The organism is Microbacterium hatanonis, from assembly GCF_008017415.1.
Taxonomy (GTDB): domain Bacteria; phylum Actinomycetota; class Actinomycetes; order Actinomycetales; family Microbacteriaceae; genus Microbacterium; species Microbacterium hatanonis.
Genome location: NZ_VRSV01000002.1, coordinates 362,040 through 380,939 on the forward strand (window position 1 = coordinate 362,040; position 18,900 = coordinate 380,939).

Annotated in this window: 21 protein-coding genes; 13 read left to right on the top strand and 8 right to left on the bottom strand. The window is 69.0% G+C overall.

Features of this window, described 5'->3' with window-relative positions; genetic code table 11:
- Positions 1 to 86: 86 nt before the first annotated feature.
- Positions 87 to 1,610 carry a DUF7059 domain-containing protein gene (locus FVP77_RS11870; RefSeq protein ID WP_147894810.1) on the top strand — a complete coding sequence of 508 codons (1,524 nt, stop codon included), beginning with the start codon at positions 87 to 89 and terminating at the stop codon, positions 1,608 to 1,610.
- A 9-nt stretch (positions 1,611 to 1,619) separates the two neighbouring features.
- The gene (locus tag FVP77_RS11875; protein ID WP_147894811.1) at positions 1,620 to 3,062 is read left to right on the top strand and encodes a CCA tRNA nucleotidyltransferase; all 1,443 of its coding nucleotides are present in this window, start codon (positions 1,620 to 1,622) and stop codon (positions 3,060 to 3,062) included.
- A 114-nt stretch (positions 3,063 to 3,176) separates the two neighbouring features.
- Here the strand turns inward: FVP77_RS11875 and FVP77_RS11880 are convergent, their stop codons facing one another.
- Positions 3,177 to 4,229: an NHL repeat-containing protein gene (locus FVP77_RS11880; protein WP_147894812.1), complete on the bottom strand. Its 1,053-nt coding sequence runs from the start codon at positions 4,227 to 4,229 to the stop codon at positions 3,177 to 3,179.
- A complete protein-coding gene (locus FVP77_RS11885) occupies positions 4,226 to 4,582 on the bottom strand; it encodes a PadR family transcriptional regulator (protein ID WP_116646946.1) in 357 nt (118 codons plus the stop codon). Before FVP77_RS11885 ends, FVP77_RS11880 begins: the two co-directional genes overlap by 4 nt.
- A gap of 120 nt (positions 4,583 to 4,702) precedes the next feature.
- Here FVP77_RS11885 and FVP77_RS11890 point away from each other — a divergent pair, with 120 nt between their 5' ends.
- The 4 genes from FVP77_RS11890 to FVP77_RS11905 all read left to right on the top strand — a co-directional run bounded on the left by FVP77_RS11890 (position 4,703) and on the right by FVP77_RS11905 (position 8,779).
- Positions 4,703 to 6,025 (top strand): GAF domain-containing protein, encoded by a 1,323-nt coding sequence (locus FVP77_RS11890; protein WP_147894813.1) that lies wholly within the window; start codon positions 4,703 to 4,705, stop codon positions 6,023 to 6,025.
- Positions 6,026 to 6,075: 50 nt separating this feature from the next.
- Positions 6,076 to 6,600: a hypothetical protein gene (locus tag FVP77_RS11895; protein WP_147894814.1), complete on the top strand. Its 525-nt coding sequence runs from the start codon at positions 6,076 to 6,078 to the stop codon at positions 6,598 to 6,600.
- A gap of 152 nt (positions 6,601 to 6,752) precedes the next feature.
- Entirely contained in the window at positions 6,753 to 8,303 is a 1,551-nt protein-coding gene (exaC, locus tag FVP77_RS11900; protein ID WP_147894815.1) for an acetaldehyde dehydrogenase ExaC, read from the top strand.
- 89 nt (positions 8,304 to 8,392) lie between these two features.
- The gene (locus tag FVP77_RS11905) at positions 8,393 to 8,779 is read left to right on the top strand and encodes a DUF779 domain-containing protein (protein WP_147894816.1); all 387 of its coding nucleotides are present in this window, start codon (positions 8,393 to 8,395) and stop codon (positions 8,777 to 8,779) included.
- A gap of 93 nt (positions 8,780 to 8,872) precedes the next feature.
- On the opposite strand, the gene FVP77_RS11910 is transcribed toward FVP77_RS11905, so the two are convergent.
- Both FVP77_RS11910 and FVP77_RS11915 read right to left on the bottom strand, forming a co-directional pair.
- Positions 8,873 to 9,907 (bottom strand): NAD(P)-dependent alcohol dehydrogenase, encoded by a 1,035-nt coding sequence (locus tag FVP77_RS11910; RefSeq protein ID WP_147894817.1) that lies wholly within the window; start codon positions 9,905 to 9,907, stop codon positions 8,873 to 8,875.
- Positions 9,908 to 9,988: 81 nt separating this feature from the next.
- Positions 9,989 to 11,080, bottom strand: coding sequence for a hypothetical protein (locus FVP77_RS11915; protein ID WP_425463139.1), 1,092 nt, complete (start codon positions 11,078 to 11,080; stop codon positions 9,989 to 9,991).
- Positions 11,081 to 11,415: 335 nt separating this feature from the next.
- Between FVP77_RS11915 and rpsF the strand changes: the two genes are divergently transcribed.
- The 5 genes from rpsF (at position 11,416) to dnaB (ending at position 15,039) form a co-directional block, all read left to right on the top strand.
- The gene (gene rpsF, locus FVP77_RS11920; RefSeq protein WP_116646939.1) at positions 11,416 to 11,790 is read left to right on the top strand and encodes a 30S ribosomal protein S6; all 375 of its coding nucleotides are present in this window, start codon (positions 11,416 to 11,418) and stop codon (positions 11,788 to 11,790) included.
- A gap of 4 nt (positions 11,791 to 11,794) precedes the next feature.
- The gene (locus FVP77_RS11925) at positions 11,795 to 12,325 is read left to right on the top strand and encodes a single-stranded DNA-binding protein (protein WP_147894819.1); all 531 of its coding nucleotides are present in this window, start codon (positions 11,795 to 11,797) and stop codon (positions 12,323 to 12,325) included.
- A gap of 78 nt (positions 12,326 to 12,403) precedes the next feature.
- The gene (rpsR, locus tag FVP77_RS11930) at positions 12,404 to 12,658 is read left to right on the top strand and encodes a 30S ribosomal protein S18 (protein ID WP_116646937.1); all 255 of its coding nucleotides are present in this window, start codon (positions 12,404 to 12,406) and stop codon (positions 12,656 to 12,658) included.
- 9 nt (positions 12,659 to 12,667) lie between these two features.
- On the top strand, positions 12,668 to 13,120 hold the full coding sequence (gene rplI, locus FVP77_RS11935) for a 50S ribosomal protein L9 (protein WP_116646936.1): 453 nt from the start codon (positions 12,668 to 12,670) through the stop codon (positions 13,118 to 13,120).
- A 536-nt stretch (positions 13,121 to 13,656) separates the two neighbouring features.
- The gene (gene dnaB / locus FVP77_RS11940; protein WP_147894820.1) at positions 13,657 to 15,039 is read left to right on the top strand and encodes a replicative DNA helicase; all 1,383 of its coding nucleotides are present in this window, start codon (positions 13,657 to 13,659) and stop codon (positions 15,037 to 15,039) included.
- 107 nt (positions 15,040 to 15,146) lie between these two features.
- On the opposite strand, the gene FVP77_RS11945 is transcribed toward dnaB, so the two are convergent.
- Both FVP77_RS11945 and FVP77_RS11950 read right to left on the bottom strand, forming a co-directional pair.
- A complete protein-coding gene (locus FVP77_RS11945; RefSeq protein WP_147894821.1) occupies positions 15,147 to 15,878 on the bottom strand; it encodes an alpha/beta fold hydrolase in 732 nt (243 codons plus the stop codon).
- A 73-nt stretch (positions 15,879 to 15,951) separates the two neighbouring features.
- Positions 15,952 to 16,533, bottom strand: coding sequence for a putative glycolipid-binding domain-containing protein (locus FVP77_RS11950; protein ID WP_147894822.1), 582 nt, complete (start codon positions 16,531 to 16,533; stop codon positions 15,952 to 15,954).
- Positions 16,534 to 16,755: 222 nt separating this feature from the next.
- Between FVP77_RS11950 and FVP77_RS11955 the strand changes: the two genes are divergently transcribed.
- Positions 16,756 to 17,250, top strand: a complete 495-nt coding sequence (locus FVP77_RS11955; RefSeq protein WP_147894823.1) for a hypothetical protein — start codon at positions 16,756 to 16,758, stop codon at positions 17,248 to 17,250.
- Between the two features lie 18 nt (positions 17,251 to 17,268).
- Here the strand turns inward: FVP77_RS11955 and FVP77_RS16855 are convergent, their stop codons facing one another.
- Positions 17,269 to 17,406 carry a hypothetical protein gene (locus tag FVP77_RS16855; protein ID WP_187266922.1) on the bottom strand — a complete coding sequence of 46 codons (138 nt, stop codon included), beginning with the start codon at positions 17,404 to 17,406 and terminating at the stop codon, positions 17,269 to 17,271.
- An 83-nt stretch (positions 17,407 to 17,489) separates the two neighbouring features.
- Here FVP77_RS16855 and FVP77_RS11960 point away from each other — a divergent pair, with 83 nt between their 5' ends.
- Positions 17,490 to 18,407: a LysR family transcriptional regulator gene (locus FVP77_RS11960; RefSeq protein ID WP_187266923.1), complete on the top strand. Its 918-nt coding sequence runs from the start codon at positions 17,490 to 17,492 to the stop codon at positions 18,405 to 18,407.
- Positions 18,408 to 18,416: 9 nt separating this feature from the next.
- On the opposite strand, the gene FVP77_RS11965 is transcribed toward FVP77_RS11960, so the two are convergent.
- On the bottom strand, positions 18,417 to 18,860 hold the full coding sequence (locus FVP77_RS11965; protein WP_147894825.1) for a MarR family winged helix-turn-helix transcriptional regulator: 444 nt from the start codon (positions 18,858 to 18,860) through the stop codon (positions 18,417 to 18,419).
- Positions 18,861 to 18,900: the final 40 nt, after the last annotated feature.

The following is an 18,900-nucleotide window of genomic DNA, read 5'->3' on the forward strand; positions in this document are numbered from 1 at the left end:
TGCGGATGGAGGCCGCACCGGTGCGATTGTACGGTCCACGGCTCTGCGAGCCCTGCGCGCGCGACGGGAAACGGGAGAATGGACGGATGCTTCCCCACCCCGATCCCGTCGCGGTTCCCGCGCTCGCCGCCGATCTCGCCGCGGCGGGTTTCACGACCGACGCGGTGCGCGGTGCGTGGGGCGAGGAAGCCGACGACGCCATCGCCCGGGGCCTGCGCACACCGGCCCTTCGAGCACTGGGCTCACGCGACGACGCGCTCGCCGTGCTCGCCCGTCTGCTCGCGCTCGGCATCCCCCAGCCCGTCGCCCATGTCGATGCCGCCCTCCCCGTCACCCGATCTGCCGGGCTCGTCGGGCTGGGCCTGGCGACCGTGGAGGACGACACGGTGCGTCCCGCGGTGCTGGTGCGACCGCAGTCGTTCTCCGACGACACCGGCGACGGCGAGTGGTGGATCGCGAGCGACCTCGACGAGGCGGCCCTGGGCGGGGCCCTGCCGGAGGATCACGTGCTCGGCGTGGGCGGAGCGTCGCTGACCCTGGCGCGCCTGCAGTCGGTCGCCCCCGCAGCATCCGGTCTCGACATCGGCACGGGGTGCGGCATCCAGGCACTGCGCATGCGGCGAGTGGTCGACCGCGTCGTCGCCACCGATGTGTCGGTGAGGGCCCTCCGCTTCGCGGAGCTGAATGCGCTGCTCAACGGGGTAGACGGCATCGAGACGCGTCTGGGCAGCCTCTTCGACCCGGCGGGCGACGACGTCTTCGATCGCATCGTCTCCAATCCGCCGTTCGTCATCACGCCGCGGGTGACCGGCGTGCCCGCGTACGAGTACCGGGACGGCGGCATGGTGGGCGACGCCCTGGTGTCCACGTTCGTCCAGGGGGTCGGAGAGCGACTGGCGCCCGGCGGTGTGGCACAGCTGCTCGGCAACTGGGAGACCCGCGACGGCGTGGAGGGACTCGACCGCGTGCGCGAGTGGGTGGCCGCCTCGCCCGTCGCGCTCGATGCGTGGGTGGTGGAGCGGGAGTGGCTCGACCCCGTGGCCTACGCCGAGCTCTGGATCCGCGACGGCGGCACGCTGCCCGGCTCGCCCGGCTTCGCCGGTCTGGTCGACGCATGGCTCGACGACTTCGCGGCACGGGGTGTGACCGGCATCGGATTCGGCTACATCGTGCTGCGGCGGGCAGCTGCGGGTGCGACGCCCCTCGCCCGGTACGAGACGGCCTTCGGTGCGGGGGACGGCGCGCTCGGCGCCCATGTCGACGCGGTTCTCGCCGCCCACGACCGCCTGGCAGCGCTCGACGACGACGCGCTCGCCGGTGAACGACTGGTCGTCGCTCCCGACGTCACCGAGGCGCGCCACCACCGACCGGGTGACGAGGAGCCCACGATCATCGAGCTGCGTCAGGGCGGCGGCTTCGGCCGTGCGCTGTCGGTCGATCCCGGGCTCGCGGCGCTCGTGGGAGCGTGCGACGGCGATCTTCCGCTCGGCTCGCTGATCGACGCGATCGCGCAGCTGCTCGAGGTCGACGCGGTCGCTCTGCGAGCCGACCTGCTGCCGCGCGTGCGCGAGCTCGTGCTCACCGGCTTCCTCGGCTGGGCCCGCGGATAGGCTCGTTCAATGCTCAACATGGCCGAGGGCGTCGCGCGTCTGGGTGCGCTCGCCACCTCTCCGACCGTCGCGACTCTCGCGCGCGCCTTCGCCGACGCCGGTTTCGAGCTGGCGATCGTGGGCGGGCCCGTGCGCGACGCGCTCATCGGTCGCGCGGTGAACGATCTCGACTTCACCACGAACGCCCTCCCCGACGACATCCTCCGCATCATCACCCCGATCTCGACCGCGCGATGGGACATCGGGCGCGATTTCGGCACGATCGGCGCCCGCGTCCGACTACCCGAGGGCGGAACCGAGCAGGTCGAGGTCACGACCTACCGCGCCGACAGCTACGACGGGGTGACACGCAAACCGACGGTCGAGTTCGGTGACACCCTCGAGGGCGATCTCGTGCGCCGTGACTTCACGGTCAACTCCATGGCGCTGCGGGTTCCGGCCCAAACCTTGGTCGACCCGACCGGCGGCGTCGAAGACCTCCTGGCGAGAACCCTGCGCACTCCTGCCGATCCCGCCGTGAGCTTCGGCGACGACCCGCTCCGGATGCTGCGCGCCGCCCGATTCGCGGCGCAGCTCGGGTTCGACGTCGCGCCGCCGACGCTCCACGCGATGGCGGAGCTCGGCGAGTCGCTGAGGATCGTGAGCCCGGAGCGCATCCAGGGCGAGCTGGTCCGACTGCTGCAGAGCGACGATCCGGTGCGGGGTATCCGCATCCTCGACGAGACGGGCCTCCTCGCGCGCTTCCTGCCGGAGGTTCCGGCGCTCCGACTCGAGGTCGACGAGCACCACCACCACAAGGACGTCTACGAGCACTCGCTGACGGTGCTCCGGCAGGCCATCGAGCTCGAGCGGTCGCGGCATCCGGATTCTGCGCCCGACGTTCCGCTGCGTCTCGCGGCCCTGCTGCACGACATCGGCAAGCCGGCGACCCGCCGACTCGAACCCGGCGGCGGCGTGACCTTCCACCACCACGACGTGCGCGGCGCGCGCCTCGCGCGCAAGCGCCTGCAGGAGCTGCGGTTCGACTCCGACACGATCGGCGTGGTCTCGCGGCTCGTCGAGCTGCACCTGCGGTTCTTCGGCTACGCCGAGGGTGCGTGGACCGACTCGGCCGTGCGCCGGTACGTGCGCGATGCGGGCGACGAGCTCGAGCGGCTGCACATCCTCACGCGCGCCGATGTGACCACGCGCAATCGCCGCAAGGCCGACCGCCTCTCGTTCGCCTACGACGACATCGAAGCGCGCATCGCGACCCTGCGCGAGCAGGAGCAGATCGACGCGATCCGCCCCGAGATCGACGGCAACCGCATCCAGCAGATCCTGGGGATCGGCCCGGGTCGCGAGGTCGGCGAGGCCTACCGGTTCCTGCTCGAACTCCGGCTCGACGAGGGTCCGCTCGGCGAGGATGCCGCGGAGCAGCGTCTTCGCGAATGGTGGGCCGCCCGCGGCTGAGGTCGGCCACCGGCGTCGGAGGATCGCGCGGGTGTCGGAGGATTCCTGGCCGAGGCTCCGACGCAGATGCGATTCTCCGACCCTCGCGGAAGGGGCGGATGCTGCGGTCGCGGGTTACGGCGCCGGGGACGCCGTGGGGTCCGCATAGACGGTCGCCTGCGGAGCGGGCGATGCGCTCGCGGAGGGTTCGCTCGTGCTCACGGCGGGCACCTGCGGGAACGGGAACGTCGGATCCACGGCGTCGTCGATCGCGGGTTCGCCGGTGAGCCAATCCTCGGCGGGGACCTCCTGCAGCGGGAAGACGTTCCACACCGGCTGGCGACCGATCTCCCTCTCGCCTACCGGCGTCGGTCCGCCGCCGCCGTAGAAGTACCAGTCGAACTCGTCTGTCTGGCCCGTCTGACCGACGGTGGTGAGCGGCCGCCCGCTCTGGTCGAACAGCTGCACCTTCTGGATCGGGTTGCCGTCGGCGTCGTAGGCGAAGACGTTGCGCACGCGCTCGCCGTCGATCGCGAGGCCCGGGGTCCACGGCTGAGAGCCGACGTAGGCCGACGAGCTGTAGTCGCGCCACTGGGCGTAGGTGGTCATCGCGCCGAAGACCAGCAACGGCAGGAGCACCCACGCGGCGAGGTTGACGGTCGCGAGGATGCCGCGGCCCCACGCGGCAGGGAGCCACCGCCCGCGTCCCCACTGGACGCTCACGATCACGGAGGCGACGAGGATCACCACGCCCACCAGATCGAGCTGCAGCCACTCGCCGCGGCCGAAGACGGTGATCGCCTCGAAGACGACCACCGCGCGGAAGAGCCACCACGCCGGGCGCACCGCCGCGAGGAAATCCCACGTCGCGGATGCCGCGGGGTGGGCGCGCAGCCGGCTCGTCAGCGTCCGCGACCGGCGCGCGGCGCGCTCCACGAGACCCGGATGACGACCGGGCTCCGCGCGCGGCGGAAGGCCCGCGGCCGCACGAAGCTCGTCGGCGTAGGCCGCGGCATCCGGCAGTGCGAACTCGGCACCGCTGTCGGCGGCCTGATCCGCCATGTCGGCCGGGAGACCGTCGACCAGCTCGTCGACCTCGTCGGCCGGCAGATCGTCGAGATGACGGCGCACCGACGCGGCGAACGTCGCGATGTCGGCCTCGACGGGTGTGATGTCGATCGTGCTCATCGGGCTTCTCCGATCGTGCGCAGTTTCGTGGGGGCTTTCTCGTCGAGGAGGCGTGTCATGGCGATGCTGAAGTCGGTCCAATCGCTGCGTTGGGCGGCGAGCATGTCGCGGCCCTGCGGCGTGACGGCGTAGTACTTGCGGTGCGGGCCGCCGTCGGAGGGGACGACGTAGCTCGACAGCGCCCCGGCGCTGTACAGCCGGCGGAGGGTGCCGTAGACCGAGGCGTCGCCGACGTCTCCGAGCCCGGCGTCGCGGAGGCGTCGGACGATGTCGTAGCCGTACCCGTCGTCGTGCTGGACGACGGCGAGCACCGCCGCGTCGAGCACCCCCTTGAGCAATTGCGTCGTGTCCATGCGGCTCCTCTCGATCGAACGGTACCACGCACTGCGTAATAGCGGAATGGTGGCGACCTAGCCGAGCGTCGGGGCCCCGCCTACACTGGCGGCAGCCCCATCACCGTTGATCGGAGCATCTTGTCCTCATCGTGGTCTCCCCGGCCGCACGTGGCGCCCGACACCTCGCGGCTGCTCATCGAGCGCGCTCATGAGGAGTTCCTCGCCGGCAACCCCGGAGACCGCAGGGTCGGCGACGTCCGCGGCATCGTGCGCGAATCGTGGAGCCGTTCGCTCGCGTCGCTCGTGGGGGCGGAGGCGCTGCCCCGCCTGGAGCTCGTGGGCGCCGAGCTCGAGGCCTACCGCCGCACCCACCCGCTCGCGAGCGTGATGGAGATGGTGCGGGCGCTGCTGATGCCCGGCACGGCGGAGGAATCGGGGGTGGTCGTCGCGGTCGGCGACGCCGCCGGCCGACTGCTGTGGGTCGAGGGCGATAAGCACGTGCGATCCCTCACCGGAGACATGGGGTTCGTGGAGGGGACGAATTGGGCGGAGGACGCCGTCGGCACCTCGGCCCCTGGAACGGCGCTCGCTCTCGGCCGCTCGGTGCAGATCCGCGGTGCGGAGCACTACAACCGCCTCGTGCAGCCGTGGTCGTGCACGGCGGCCCCGGTGCACGATCCGGAGACGAGACAGCTGCTCGGAGTGATCGACGTGACCGGAGGGGTCGAGGCGGTCACACCGCAGGCCCAGCTGCTCGTCGACGCGACGGCTCGGGCTGTCGAGGGCGAGCTGCTCGTCGCCCGCCTGCGGGCGCGGGCGGCGGCCGGCGGTCGCGCACCCGTGAGGCGTCGGCCGCCGGTGCGCCAGGACGCGATGCTGCGCACCCTCGGGCGCGATCGGGCGCTGCTGGAGGTGACGGGCGACGGCATCGAGACGGCAGTCGAGATCTCGGCACGGCACGCCGAGATCCTCCTCATGCTCGCGGTGCACCGTGAAGGGTTGTCGGCCGAGGCCCTGAGCGAGCTCGTCTACGACCACGCGACGACCGAGACCCTGCGTCCGGAGATGGTGCGCCTGCGGCGCGTGCTCGAACCGATCGCACCGGGTCTCGTGCCGACCTCACGGCCCTACCGCCTGCCATCACCGCTCGAGACCGATGCCCACCACGTCCTGTCGCTCCTCGACCGCGGGGCGCACCGGGTCGCCTTCGCCGCCTACCGCGGGCCCGTCCTCCCCGACTCGACATCGCCCGGCGTCTCCGAGGTGCGCGAGTCGGTGCGGCTCGCCCTTCGGGAGGCGCTGATCGCGGAGGCGGGCGTCGACGTCCTCCTCGCCTACGCCGACACCGCCGACGGACGGGACGACGACGAGGTCCTGCGCCTGTGCCTGGCTCTGCTGCCCGCGCGCTCGCCCAAGCGCGCCGGACTGGTCGCGCGGATCGAACGACTCGGCCAGCCCTGACCGCCGTACATCGCCGGGGAGCCGTCAGCGGCGGTCGTTACGCTGAACCCATGGACGAACAGACCCTCGACATCTTCTCGGCCGCCCGTGCTCGCCGTGACGTCGCCCGCATCCGCGAGGCGCTCGCCGAGGTGCGCTCCGGCGACGTCGCCCGGGTGATCGTGCGCTCGCCGCGCTACGGGCTGTACGCCGTCGAGGGTCCGGTGCGCATCGGGGTGGGCGGTCAGCCGATCGTCGGCGACGTGATCCTGGCGACGAGTTCCGAGATCCAGCGCATCGAACTCGGGGTGGCCGCTCCCGAGGCCGACGCCGATGCGGAGGTCGTCGACCCCGGCTCGCTCTCCCACGGCACCCCGGTGCGCGCCATCCTCCAGACGCCCACGCACGGGGTCTTCGCGGTGACCGGCCCCGTCACCTCCGGCAACGACGCCTTCCTCCTGGTGGGCAGCTGGATCGTCGCCGACGGCGGAGCCATCGCGCCCCGCGTGGTCTCGATCGAGCGCCTCGACGGCGTCGACCTGCACGAGGGCAACGTGCCGCCGCTGCGGTCCGTGCTCGTCGACGCCGAGGTGTAGTCGGCTCTCCGGATGCCGCGGCGTGCCCGTCGCAGCATCCGTTCGTCTCCTCCGTATCCGCGCAACCCGATGCAACCTGCGCGGACGTACCGTCGGGGCATCGCCGCCGTGAAGCCGACGCGGCGACTCATGACCGTCGAAGGAGACACAACATGACCATCGTCGAAGAGGGCGTCTCGAGCGTCTACGCAGCCCCCGGCCAGCGCGGAGCGCTCGCCGAGTACCGCAACCGGTACGGCCACTACATCGGCGGCGAATGGGTCGCCCCGGTCAAGGGCGAGTACTTCGAGAACATCACCCCCATCACGGGGAAGGCGTTCTGCGAGGTCGGTCGAGGCACCGCCGAAGACATCGACCGGGCCGTCGACGCCGGGTGGAAGGCGTTCGCGAGCTGGGGCAAGACCACGCCCGCCGAGCGCAGCATCATCCTCAACAAGATCGCCGACCGCATGGAGCAGCATCTCGAGTCGATCGCGGTCGCCGAGACGTGGGAGAACGGCAAGCCGGTGCGCGAGACGCTCGCCGCCGACATCCCGCTCGCGATCGACCACTTCCGCTACTTCGCCGGCGTGCTGCGTGCCCAGGAGGGCACGCTCAGCCAGCTCGACGAGAACACCGTCGCGTACCACTTCCACGAGCCGCTCGGCGTCGTCGGCCAGATCATCCCGTGGAACTTCCCGATCCTCATGGCGACCTGGAAGCTCGCCCCGGCGCTCGCCGCGGGCAACTGCGTGGTGCTCAAGCCCGCCGAGCAGACGCCGGCGTCGATCCTGTTCCTCTTCGACCTCATCGGCGACCTGCTTCCGGCCGGCGTCGTCAACATCGTCAACGGCTTCGGCATCGAGGCCGGGGCACCGCTGGCCTCCCACAAGCGCATCCGCAAGATCGCGTTCACCGGCGAGACGACGACCGGTCGCCTGATCATGCAGTACGCCTCGCAGAACCTCATCCCGGTCACGCTCGAACTCGGGGGGAAGAGCCCGAACGTGTTCTTCGAAGACGTCGCGCGTTCGACCGACGACGCCTACTACGACAAGGCGCTCGAGGGGTTCACCCTCTTCGCCCTCAACCAGGGCGAGGTCTGCACGTGTCCGTCGCGGGCGCTCATCCAGCGCTCCATCTACGACGGGTTCCTCGCCGACGGGCTCGACAGGGTCGCGAAGGTCAAGCAGGGCAACCCGCTCGACCCCGAGACGATGATCGGCGCGCAGGCCTCGAACGACCAGCTCGAGAAGATCCTGTCGTACATCGACATCGGCAAGCAGGGCGGTGCGAAGCTCCTCACCGGTGGTGAGCGGGTCGACCTGGGAGGCGAGCTCTCGGGCGGCTACTACGTCGCGCCGACCGTCTTCGAAGGCACGAACGACATGCGGATCTTCCAGGAGGAGATCTTCGGGCCGGTGCTGTCGGTGACCTCGTTCGACGACTTCGACGACGCCATGTCGATCGCGAACGACAGCCTCTACGGGCTGGGCGCCGGTGTGTGGAGCCGCAACGGCGACACCGCCTACCGAGCGGGTCGGGCGATCCAGGCCGGACGCGTCTGGACGAACACCTACCACCAGTACCCCGCGCACGCGGCGTTCGGCGGCTACAAGCAGTCGGGCATCGGGCGTGAGAACCACCTGCGGATGCTGGACCACTACCAGCAGACGAAGAACCTGCTCGTGTCGTACGCCGAAGGCGCGATGGGCTTCTTCTGATCAGCCACGCGTTCGATGTCCCACTTGCGCCGGGTAAGCGCGGGTCATTCCCGGCGCGAGTGGGACATCGGGGAGGAATGGAGACGAGTATGACCGACTATTCGCGGGTCGACGTGACGGAGGCCGCCGCCTCGCTCCTGCGCGACCTCACGAAGCAGCACGGTCCGCTGATGTTCCACCAGTCGGGCGGATGCTGCGACGGCAGTTCGCCCATGTGCTACCCGGTGGGCATGTTCCTCACCGGGTCGGGCGACGTGCATCTCGGAGCGATCGACGCCGGGCTCGACGATTCGATCGAGGTGTACATGTCGGAGTCGCAGTTCGAGTACTGGAAGTACACGCACCTGACCATCGACGTCGTCCCGGGCCGCGGCGCCGGCTTCTCGGTCGAGGGCCCGACGGGCATGCGCTTCCTGATCCGGTCGCGGATGCTGGAGCCTGCCGAGCTGGAGGCCTTCGGGCTCGCGAAGGGCTGAGTCCGCAGCATCCGTTCGTCGGAGAGACGCACCGAGGTCGGAGGTTTCACGTGAAAACCTCCGACCTCGATGCGGTGCTCCGACGGCGGTGCGTCAGGGGACGACGACGGCGCGGCCGCGCACCTCGCCGTGGTGCAGCTTGCGGTACGCCTCGACGGCCTGGTCGAGGTCGTAGCGCTCGACGTGCACGCCGACCGACCCGGTGCGGGCGAGGTCGAGCACCTCGATGAGCTCGCCGCGCGTGCCCCAGTAGGGCGCGCGGACGGCCGCGCCCATCGGCGTGGAGAAGAAGCCGGTGGGCAGGATGCCCCCGCCGATGCCGACGATGTGGATGAAGCTGTTGATCGCGGCGACCTCGCGCGCGAGGTCGATGGTGGGCTGCACGCCGACGAAGTCGAACACGGCGGACGCGCCGAGGCCGTTCGTCAGTTCACGGATGCTGTCGGCCGCACCCGGACCGGAGACCACCGTGTGGTGCGCGCCGACCTCGGTCGCGAGCTCGAGCTTCTCCTCGCTCACGTCGACGGCGATGACCGTGACCTGTGAGATCGCGCGCAGGATCTGCACGCCGACGTGACCGAGTCCTCCGACGCCGATCACCACGGCGACGCCGCCCGGGTAGAGCTTCTCCCGGGCCGAGACGATCGCGTGGTACGGCGTGAGGCCGGCGTCGGTGAGCGACACGGTCTCGACCGGGTCGAGGTCGCCCAGCGGCACGAGATGGCGCGGGTCGTCGACGATGACGTACTCGGCCATCGCGCCGGGCGCACCGAGTCCGGGAGGGGTGATGCCGAGCTCGGCGGCATAGGGGCAGTAGTTCTCGGCGCCCTGGGCGCAGGCGTGGCAGCGACCGCAGCCCCACGGTCCGTAGATGGCGTAGGGGTCGCCGACCTTCAGGCCCTCGACGCCGTCGCCGAGCTTGTCGACGACGCCGGCGCCTTCGTGGCCGAGGGTGAGCGGCAGACCGTAGGTGTACTGCTCCTCGGGAAGGTCCATCAGGAACCAATCGGAGTGGCAGAGCCCCGCCGCGGTGACCTTGAGGCGGATCTGACCGGGGCCGGGTTCGGGGGTATCGATCTCGACGACCTCGGGTCCTTTGCCGATCTCGCGATACTGCACTGCCTTCATGGTCTCTCCTTCTCTGGGGCGGTACCTCCACTCTGCACCCGCGACGCACCGGCGTCACGGGGGTGTCGCATCTCCGGACGGTCAGCGACCGAGGATCGCGGTCCAGCCGCCCAGGACGGTGAAGAGCCAGCCCGCGCCGAGCACGCCGAAGATGATCAGCGCGACCCAGGGCACGCCCGTCTTGAGCCGGCGGCCGGATGCGGCGACCCCGGGCGGCGGCGGAAGGAGGACCGGGGTCGGTCCGGGCTGCGCACCCGGGATGCCCGAGGCGACCGCGTCGAGCGCGGGGGGCGCGAGCCGGTCGTCGCGCCAGCGCGCCCACTGGGCGAGTTTGTCGAGCAGGGCGGCGACGACGGTGAAGAGCCATCCCCACGTCGCCGGGTCGAGAGTCGACAGGTCGCGCTTGGCGTAGAGGAAGAGCCAGTCGTCGACGATCTCGACGTCGAGCTGCGCGGCGTTGTCGATGAAGCGCGCCATGATGTCGGGCGTGAAGAGGTACAGCGCGTCGCGCTCGTAGCCCTGCGGGCAGTACAGCGCGAAGTGCCGGTCGAAGTCTCCCTCCAGGCTCAGCCGCTGATCGCGGTCGTAGACGGCGGGGAGGTTCGAGGCGCCGAAGAGGCCGTTGTTTCCGATCGCGTCGAGGATGATGTGCGGCAGGGGCACGTCGAGCTTCACTGCCACGTAGCCCCAGCGATGCGTCGTGCGGTTCTTGCCGCTCCCCGTGGTGTAGCGGTAGTTCGCGAACTCGACGAAGCGGGGCTGCTCCCCGCGCAGCAGGTCGCTCGAGGCGCGACTGCTCCCCCGGTGGAAGATCATGCCCGGCAGCAGCGGGTCGTCGAGCTTCGGAACGTAGGTGAGGCCGTTCGCGCGGGCGAACCGGTCGAGTCGCATCCAGCGCACGGCCTGCCCTCGGATGCCGCGCACGACGAAGAAGGCGATGAGGCCGAAGAACGCGATGACCGCGATCGCCGGGAGGGCGGCGGCGCCCCCGAGCCCGCCCCGCACGAGAGCCGTCACGACGCCGAGGCCGACGGTGAAGAAGGCGAAGACCACCACGAGCGCGCCGATGACCGCGATGACGATGCCCGCGGCGTTCGATGCGGGCGCACGACCCTCCGCCTTCATCTGCCGGGCGTAGGCACGAGCCGCGCGCGCGTCGGCCGGTTCGGTCAAGGGTCGCGCGTCGAACGCCACGCCACTCATCGGGTCTCGGCTGTCCGCTGCATGACGCCCACGCTACTCACGCGACCTCGGCGCGCGTGGAACCGCGAGACGTCAGTCTGGCTACGAGACTTCGCTCCTTGGACGCAGTCTCGTGCCCAGGATGATGTCTCGAGGGTTGGGGGGGCGACCGGGCGAGGGAGCGCGATTCGTGGGAGACGAGGCATCCGCTACACTGAGGAGGTTGTCTGGCAGCGGTCTGTCCGCGTGAGTCCCGATGACGTGCACACACCCTCCTGCTTCCGGGAAATGCCCGGAAGCCGTTCTAGTCCGAAGGAGGTGGGTTAGTGACGCACCAGTACGAACTCATGGTCATCCTTGATCCCGAGGTCGACGAGCGCCAGGTCGCTCCGAAGCTCGATGGTTTCCTCAAGGTCATCACGAACGACGGCGGCTCGATCGACAAGGTCGACATCTGGGGCCGCCGGCGACTCGCTTACGAGATCCAGAAGAAGAACGAAGGCATCTACGCCGTCGTCAGCTTCACCGCCACGAGCGAGGCCACGCAGGAGCTCGACCGTCAGCTCAAGCTGAACGAGCAGATCATGCGTACCAAGGTCCTCCGTGCCGAGGAAGCGATCGCGATGATCGCCTCCGAGAAGCAGCGCTCCGACGAGAAGGCTGCCCGCAAGGCAGCGCGCCCCGCCAAGCAGGACGCGTAGCGCCATGGCCGGTGAAACGATCATCACGGTCGTCGGCAACCTCACCGCCGACCCCGAGCTGCGTTACACGCAGAACGGGCTGCCGGTGGCGAACTTCACCATCGCGTCGACCCCCCGCACGTTCGACCGTCAGGCGAACGAGTGGAAGGACGGCGAAGCGCTGTTCCTCCGTGCATCGGTGTGGCGCGAGTTCGCCGAGCACGTGGCGGGTTCGCTGACGAAGGGTGCACGGGTCGTTGCGACCGGTCGCCTCAAGCAGCGTTCCTACCAGGACCGCGAGGGCCAGAACCGCACCTCGATCGAGCTCGAGGTCGACGAGATCGGCCCCTCGCTGCGTTACGCGACCGCACAGGTCACGCGCGCAGCGTCGGGCGGCGGAAGCGGCCAGACCGGTGGCGGGCAGTCCCGTCCGCAGGTCGCGGCCGACGAGCCGTGGTCGACGCCCGGATCCTCGACCGGAGGCAGTGCTCCTGCCGCCGGCGGAGCCGACGCGTGGAGCACGCCCGGCAGCTACGGCGACGACACCCCGTTCTAAATGCCCGCCGATCGGCAGCGCGGTGAGAACCGCACGATGCCGAGAGACAGCATCCACATTTCACAGTAAGGAAGCACTATGGCTGGAAAAGCCACCGGCGACCGCCGGAAGCCGCGGAAGGGCGCGAAGAACGCGGCCCCCGCGAAGGCGATCCGCGTCGGCCTCATCGACTACAAGGATGTCGCCACCCTCCGCAAGTTCATCTCGGAGCGCGGGAAGATCCGCGCCCGCCGTATCACCGGTGTCTCGGTACAGGAGCAGCGACTCATCGCCCGCGCGATCAAGAACGCGCGCGAGATGGCTCTCCTGCCTTACGCCGGCGCCGGCCGCTAAGGAGCAACCATGTCGAAGCTCATTCTCACGAACGAGGTCACGGGGCTCGGTAGCGCCGGAGACGTCATCGAGGTCAAGGACGGCTACGCCCGTAACTACCTCATCCCCCAGGGATTCGCTGTGGCGTGGACCCGCGGTGGCGAGAAGCAGGTCGCGTCGATTCGCGCGGCCCGTGAATCGCGCGCGATCCACGACCACGAAGAGGCCGTCGCCCTGAAGGACACCCTCGAGTCGAACAAGGTCAAGCTCGCCGTCAAGGCCGGCAACGAAGGCCGCCTCTTCGGCGCCGTCAAGACCGGCGACGTCGCGGACGCCGTCAAGGCAGCCGGTTTCGGCGACCTCGACAAGCGCAAGATCCAGATCACGTCGCCGATCAAGTCGGTCGGCGAGCACGAGGCGACCGTTCGCCTGCGTGACGATCTCACCGCCGTGATCACCCTTCAGGTGGTCGCTGCGAAGTAGTACCGAACGACGGTCCTTCGAGACCATCGGATGCCGCGGACCTTCAGGGGTTCGCGGCATCCGTCGTTCTACGGCGGCGCGCTGATTCCTCGTCTGCCGAGCGACTCCTCCGGTCGCCCATGTCAAGTTTTCGCGGAAGTTATCCCCGAAGTTGTGCACATGTGGCACAACGTTTCGCAGAACCTTCAACCCACACTTCAAGTCGTCTGGGGAAGGCGGCATGTGGAAACACAAATGCCAGATCAGAGGTTATAAAAGCATCTCAAGTCAGTAGTTCTCATCTGATTCTCCACAGGTGTTGTACACAGGCCGCTCGGCGTTTCTCGACATCTCTCCACAGAGTTATCCACAGGCTGGTTTGCGAGGCGCTGATCGCCTCCATAGCGTGGGGGCAGCCCACCGAAGAAACCCCGTCGAGACGCACGATCACCGGTCGTGTCGGAGGTTGGTGGTGACATCTCTCGAAGCGGATCGCAGCTCGTCCGCCTCGTTTTCGGTGCGTCCCGCGCGCCGATGCGCACAACCTCGCGGAGCCCATGAACGGAGACCACGTGTCGATCGCCGACATCTCGGAAGACCGCCTGGGCGGACCCCGCAAGCACGAGCGCACGCCCCCGCACGATCTGCTGGCCGAGCAGAGTGCGCTCGGCGGGATGCTGCTGTCGAAAGACGCCGTCGCCGATGTGATCGAGACGCTGCGAGGCGCCGATTTCTACGTTCCGAAGCACGAGCTGATCTTCGACGCCGTGCTGACCCTCTACTCGCACGGCGAGCCCACCGACGTGGTCGCGGTCACCGACGAGCTCATCAAGACCGGCGAGCTGCAGCGCGCCGGCGGTGCCGACTACCTGCACACGCTGACGTCGATCGTGCCGACCGCCGCGAACGCCGGCTATTACGCATCCATCGTCGCCGAGCGGGCCCTCCTTCGCCGGCTCGTCGAGGCGGGCACGCGCATCGTGCAGATGGGCTACAACGGGCAGGGCGATGCCCTCGACCTGGTCAACAACGCCCAGGCCGAGATCTACAACGTGTCGGGCGCCGAGACGGCCGAAGACTACGTGCCTCTGACGATCGCCGTCGACGCCGCCGTCAACGAGATCGAAGCGGCCCGCGGTCGCGACGGTCAGATGACGGGGATCCCCACGGGGTTCAGCGGACTCGACCAGCTCACCAACGGCCTCCACCCGGGGCAGATGATCATCATCGCCGCGCGACCCGCCATGGGTAAGTCGACGCTCGCGCTCGACTTCGCCCGCGCCGCGGCCATCAAGCACAACATGCCGACGATCTTCTTCTCGCTCGAGATGGGGCGCAGCGAGATCGCCATGCGTCTCATGAGCGCCGAGGGCGCGATCCCGCTGCAGAACATGCGCAAGGGAACCCTCGACTCCCGCGACTGGACGACGATCGCCGCTACGCGCGGCCGCATCAACGAGGCGCCGCTCTACATCGACGACAGCCCCAACATGACGCTCGTCGAGATCCGCGCGAAGTGCCGTCGACTCAAGCAGCGCGAGGGCCTGAAGATGGTGGTCATCGACTACCTGCAGCTCATGACGAGCGGTAAGCGCGTCGAATCGCGTCAGCAGGAGGTCAGCGAGTTCTCGCGTGCGCTCAAGCTGCTCGCCAAGGAGCTCGGTGTGCCGGTCATCGCGCTGTCGCAGCTGAACCGTGGCGCCGAGCAGCGCGCCGACAAGAAGCCCGCCCTCTCCGATCTCCGAGAGTCGGGCTCGATCGAGCAGGACGCCGACATGGTGGTGCTGCTGCACCGCGAGGCGGCGTACGAGAAAGACAGCCCGCGTGCCGGCGAGGCCGACCTGATCGTGGCGAAGCACCGTAACGGTCCGACCGACACGATCACCGTGGCCTTCCAGGGCCACTACTCCCGCTTCACCGACATGGCCGTGGGGATGTAGAAGCGCTTGTAGTTCCCCGCGGAAGTTGTCACATTCCCGCTGCACATGTCCCGAGAGGGATTGCCCCACCGTCAGACGGCCAGTCACGTCCCCGCAAGTGGATTGCTTTACGGTGTGATCTTCCGCTTCAGTTCCGATGCGATCGCATGTGGATTTGTGAGCGGAACGTCGTGGGCCGAGCCTTCCACCGTTCTCAGACTGCTCCCGGGCAGTGCGGAGGCGGTCAATGCGGCTGAGTCGTGCATCAGTTTGCGTTCCCGTGCTCCGACGAGGATGCCAACCGGTCCGCGGTACTCGCTCCACGTTGCAGGCAGAGTAAATCGGATGTTCTCTCCGACGCTGGCGATGAGGGTATCGCGGGAGGTGGATGCGCTATCGCGAAGGTACTCATCCCAGAACTGTTCGGGGATGCCGAGCTGACGCGCCTGGGCCCTGGCGAACCATCGCTGACGCGACAACGGGGCCGCGAGGGCTAACAGCGCGAGTGTGTAACCGGGTAGTGGGGCGGGTTTCGTTTCCGCACTGACCACCGTCACGCTGCGCACCAGCTGCGGGAACTCGGCCGCGAGGAGAATCGCGAGCTGCGCGCCGAGCGAGAATCCGACGACGTGCGCACCGTGGGGCGCATGGCGCTCGAGGATGCCCCGCAGTTCTCCGACTGTCGCTGTGTGCGATACGTAGGGAAGGTTCGCGCTACGACCGAACCCGGGCAGGTCGGGCACGATGGCTTTCATACCGGGAGGGAGAAGGGCGCGCACGGGCTCCCACATCCAGCCGCTTACCCCAGCACCATGGAGCATCAGAACCGGCTCATCACCCTCACCCGCATCTACGTACATCTCGCCATCCTCGCAGCGCTCGACGGATCAGTCCGGGCGAGAGCGGCCGCAGAGTTATCGGCCTAGCCGCAGTTCAGGTGTCTCTCGTCGCGATACCCGGGTACTCGATGACGAGTCCTGCTCGGTCGTACGTCAGCGTGCACTCGAATCCGAAGGTCGACGACTCGTAGTGGAACAGCAGGCGCTCCGGGGATGCCTCGATCAGGGTGTATCGCTGCTCAAGCCGTTCCACCCGAAGATCGCCGGCTCGAACGAATGCCGCCGGCACGTCGACACCCCTCCCCACTGTGAAGTCCAGCCGATGGATCGGAAGGGTGTTCGTGACGGCGGACGATTCGAAATCGACGTCGACACAACCGTCGAGCTCAGGCCGTGGTTCACCATCGACCGTCCACCGGTCTGCCATATCCCGTGTCAGCCTCACCTCGCGAACCCCGGCGTCGGTCCTGCTCGATGCTCGCACCGCGACGGTTCGCCAGGAGGGGTCGACGGTCACGCGGTACCCCACCGACCACAGCGCCGCGGACTCGTTCGCGGTCGTGTGACCGGCCAGACGGTGACCGCCGTTCCGGTCGCTGAGGAAGACAACCTCGAAGCCCACCCGCGCACCGCGGTGGTTCCAGCTCGCTGAAACGGGCGGCGGTGCGAGTTTCATGAGTCGAACCTCGTTCGAGACAGGTCGTTCACGGGATCAGCCGCCGTCATCCGGAATCTGCGGCATCGCTCCTCGTGACATCGCGTTGACGTGATGAAGTGAACTCTAGGACATGACTTGTGACACCACCCCGGCCCGGACTGCGTGCTCCCGGAATGGTCACGAGCACGCCCTCGAAGCGGCTGGCAGACTGGTCGCGCCGACCAGGAGGAGGTCCCAGGCATGACATCATCGCGGCCCCGCACGCTCGCTCTCGCCGTCGGCATCGCGCTGGTCGCCGTTGCCCTCGCGGGGTGCTCCGCTCCGGCCGCACCGGGCGGGGCGACCTCGACGCCGCCCCCGCCGGCCTCGACCCCAGCGGCCACCTCCGACGCGTATGCGATCTTCTGCGAGGCGAATCGCACGGCGGCCGCCGCCAAGGCCGGAACGGTCGGCGAAGACCTCGAAGCAGTGACGGCCCAGGCTTCCGCGATCCGAGCGATCCTGCCGCTGTCGGATGTGAGCGCCCAGGTCGCTGCCGGTGCGGAGGTCTTCGCGACCTCCGCCGAAGAGACGGCGGCGATCCTCGCGCAGTTCCCCGCCGACAGCCTGGTCTCCGATGTCGGCCTGGACCCGAGGTTCACCGAGTCCGACGCGGTGCGCCGCGCCGCGACCGATCCCGACTATCAGGCCTTCATCGCGTGGACGATCGAGACGTGCGAGCTGGCTGGCGGCTGACGGCGGGCTGAACGCCGCTCAGGAGGGGTTCCGGGTGTCGTAGCCGGCGCGCTCCGGGCGGCGTCCGTGTCCGTCCTTCGTGACCACAACGGCGGTGCCGGCGATCATTCCGCAGGCCAAGAATGCGAGTGCGGCGAGCAGGATCGTGGTTTCCATGTCTTCCTCCGAAACCCATCGTCTCGACAGACATGCTTCAGCACCAGTTAGTGTTTGCATGCCAATCGTGTAACTGTGGCTTCATGATCGATCCCGTCAGCATCCGTGCTCTGATGGCGGTGGCAGACCATGGCTCCGTCGTGGAGGCCGCGCGAGTGCTCGGCTACACGCCGCCCAACGTGTCTCAGCACATCCGCAAGCTCGAGCTCCACTTCGATACGCCGCTGCTCGAGCGGGTCGGGCGAGGGGTCGTGCTCACCCCTGCCGCGATGACCCTCGTGAGTCGGGGTCGCCCGCTCGTCGACGGGCTGGAGCAGCTGCGGCGGGCTCCGCTGCACGATGACGAGGTGACGGGTGTGCTGCGCGTCGGCGCCTTCCCCACCGCGGTCTGCGGGCTGCTCATCCCGACGATCACGCGTGCCGCGGCGAAGTACCCGCAGCTGCGCATCGAGCCGTATGAGATCGAGGCGGATGCTGCGCTGACCGCCCTGGCGCGAGGGACGCTCGACGCGGTCATCCACAAGAGCTGGGGCGCCAACGAACCGGACGAGTTCGAGCCGCGAGCGCTTCGCCGGACGGAGATCGGAACGGATCAGCTCGACGCCCTCGTTCCGTCGACGCATCCGCTCGCCGGGCGCGATCGGCTCTTCCTCCGCGAGCTCGCCTCGGATCAGTGGGCGATCAGTCCCGTCCATGACCCCTACGGGCGCTGGATCGCCTCCCACGACCCCGCACTGCTCTCGACGCTGGGTCACGCGTTCGAAGCCGCCGAGTTCCAAACCCTCACCCGGTACGTCGAGGCGGGTCTCGCCGTGACGGTGATCCCGCGGTTAGGGCGGGGCGTGCTGCCCGACTCGGTGCGAGCGATCCCGCTCGCCGACCCCGACGCCTACCGCAAGATCCACCTGTACCTGCGACCCATCACCGCTCGTTCGCAGGTCGCCGGCGCCTTCGCGGCGATGATCGGCGAGGCGCTGCGGAACGAGGAGAGCAGCGACTGACGGAGGAGGTCAGCCCAGTTCGTTCTCGAGCGCGGTCAGCACCTCGAGAGCGCCGTCGAGATCGACCGTAGCGGGGAGGGCCGCGCCGAGCTTGCCGCTCCACTCCGCACGCAGTCGCGCGATGCTGACGTGAGCGTCGGCGGTCAGCGTGAAGTGCGCGGCCCGGCGGTCCGACGGATCCTCCGTTCGCGCGACCATCCCCTTCTCGACCAGGCCGCGCAGGATCGTGCTGGTGTTGCTCGCCCGAAGCTCCAGGTTGGCAGCGACGTGCGACGACGTGATGCCCGGGTGGCGATCGATGTGGCGCACCACGAGAGCCTCCAGCGGGCTCAGGGGCACGATCGTGGTGTCGGCGAAGCCCCGCGCCGTGAGGAGCCGCGCGACGTGCACGATCCGGTCGGCGATGTCTGCCAGCGCCTCATCGCGCGAAGCGGGCTCACTGTCGTCGGGCATCGGGGCGGACTCCTCGCTTGACGTCGGGATTTAGTTATGA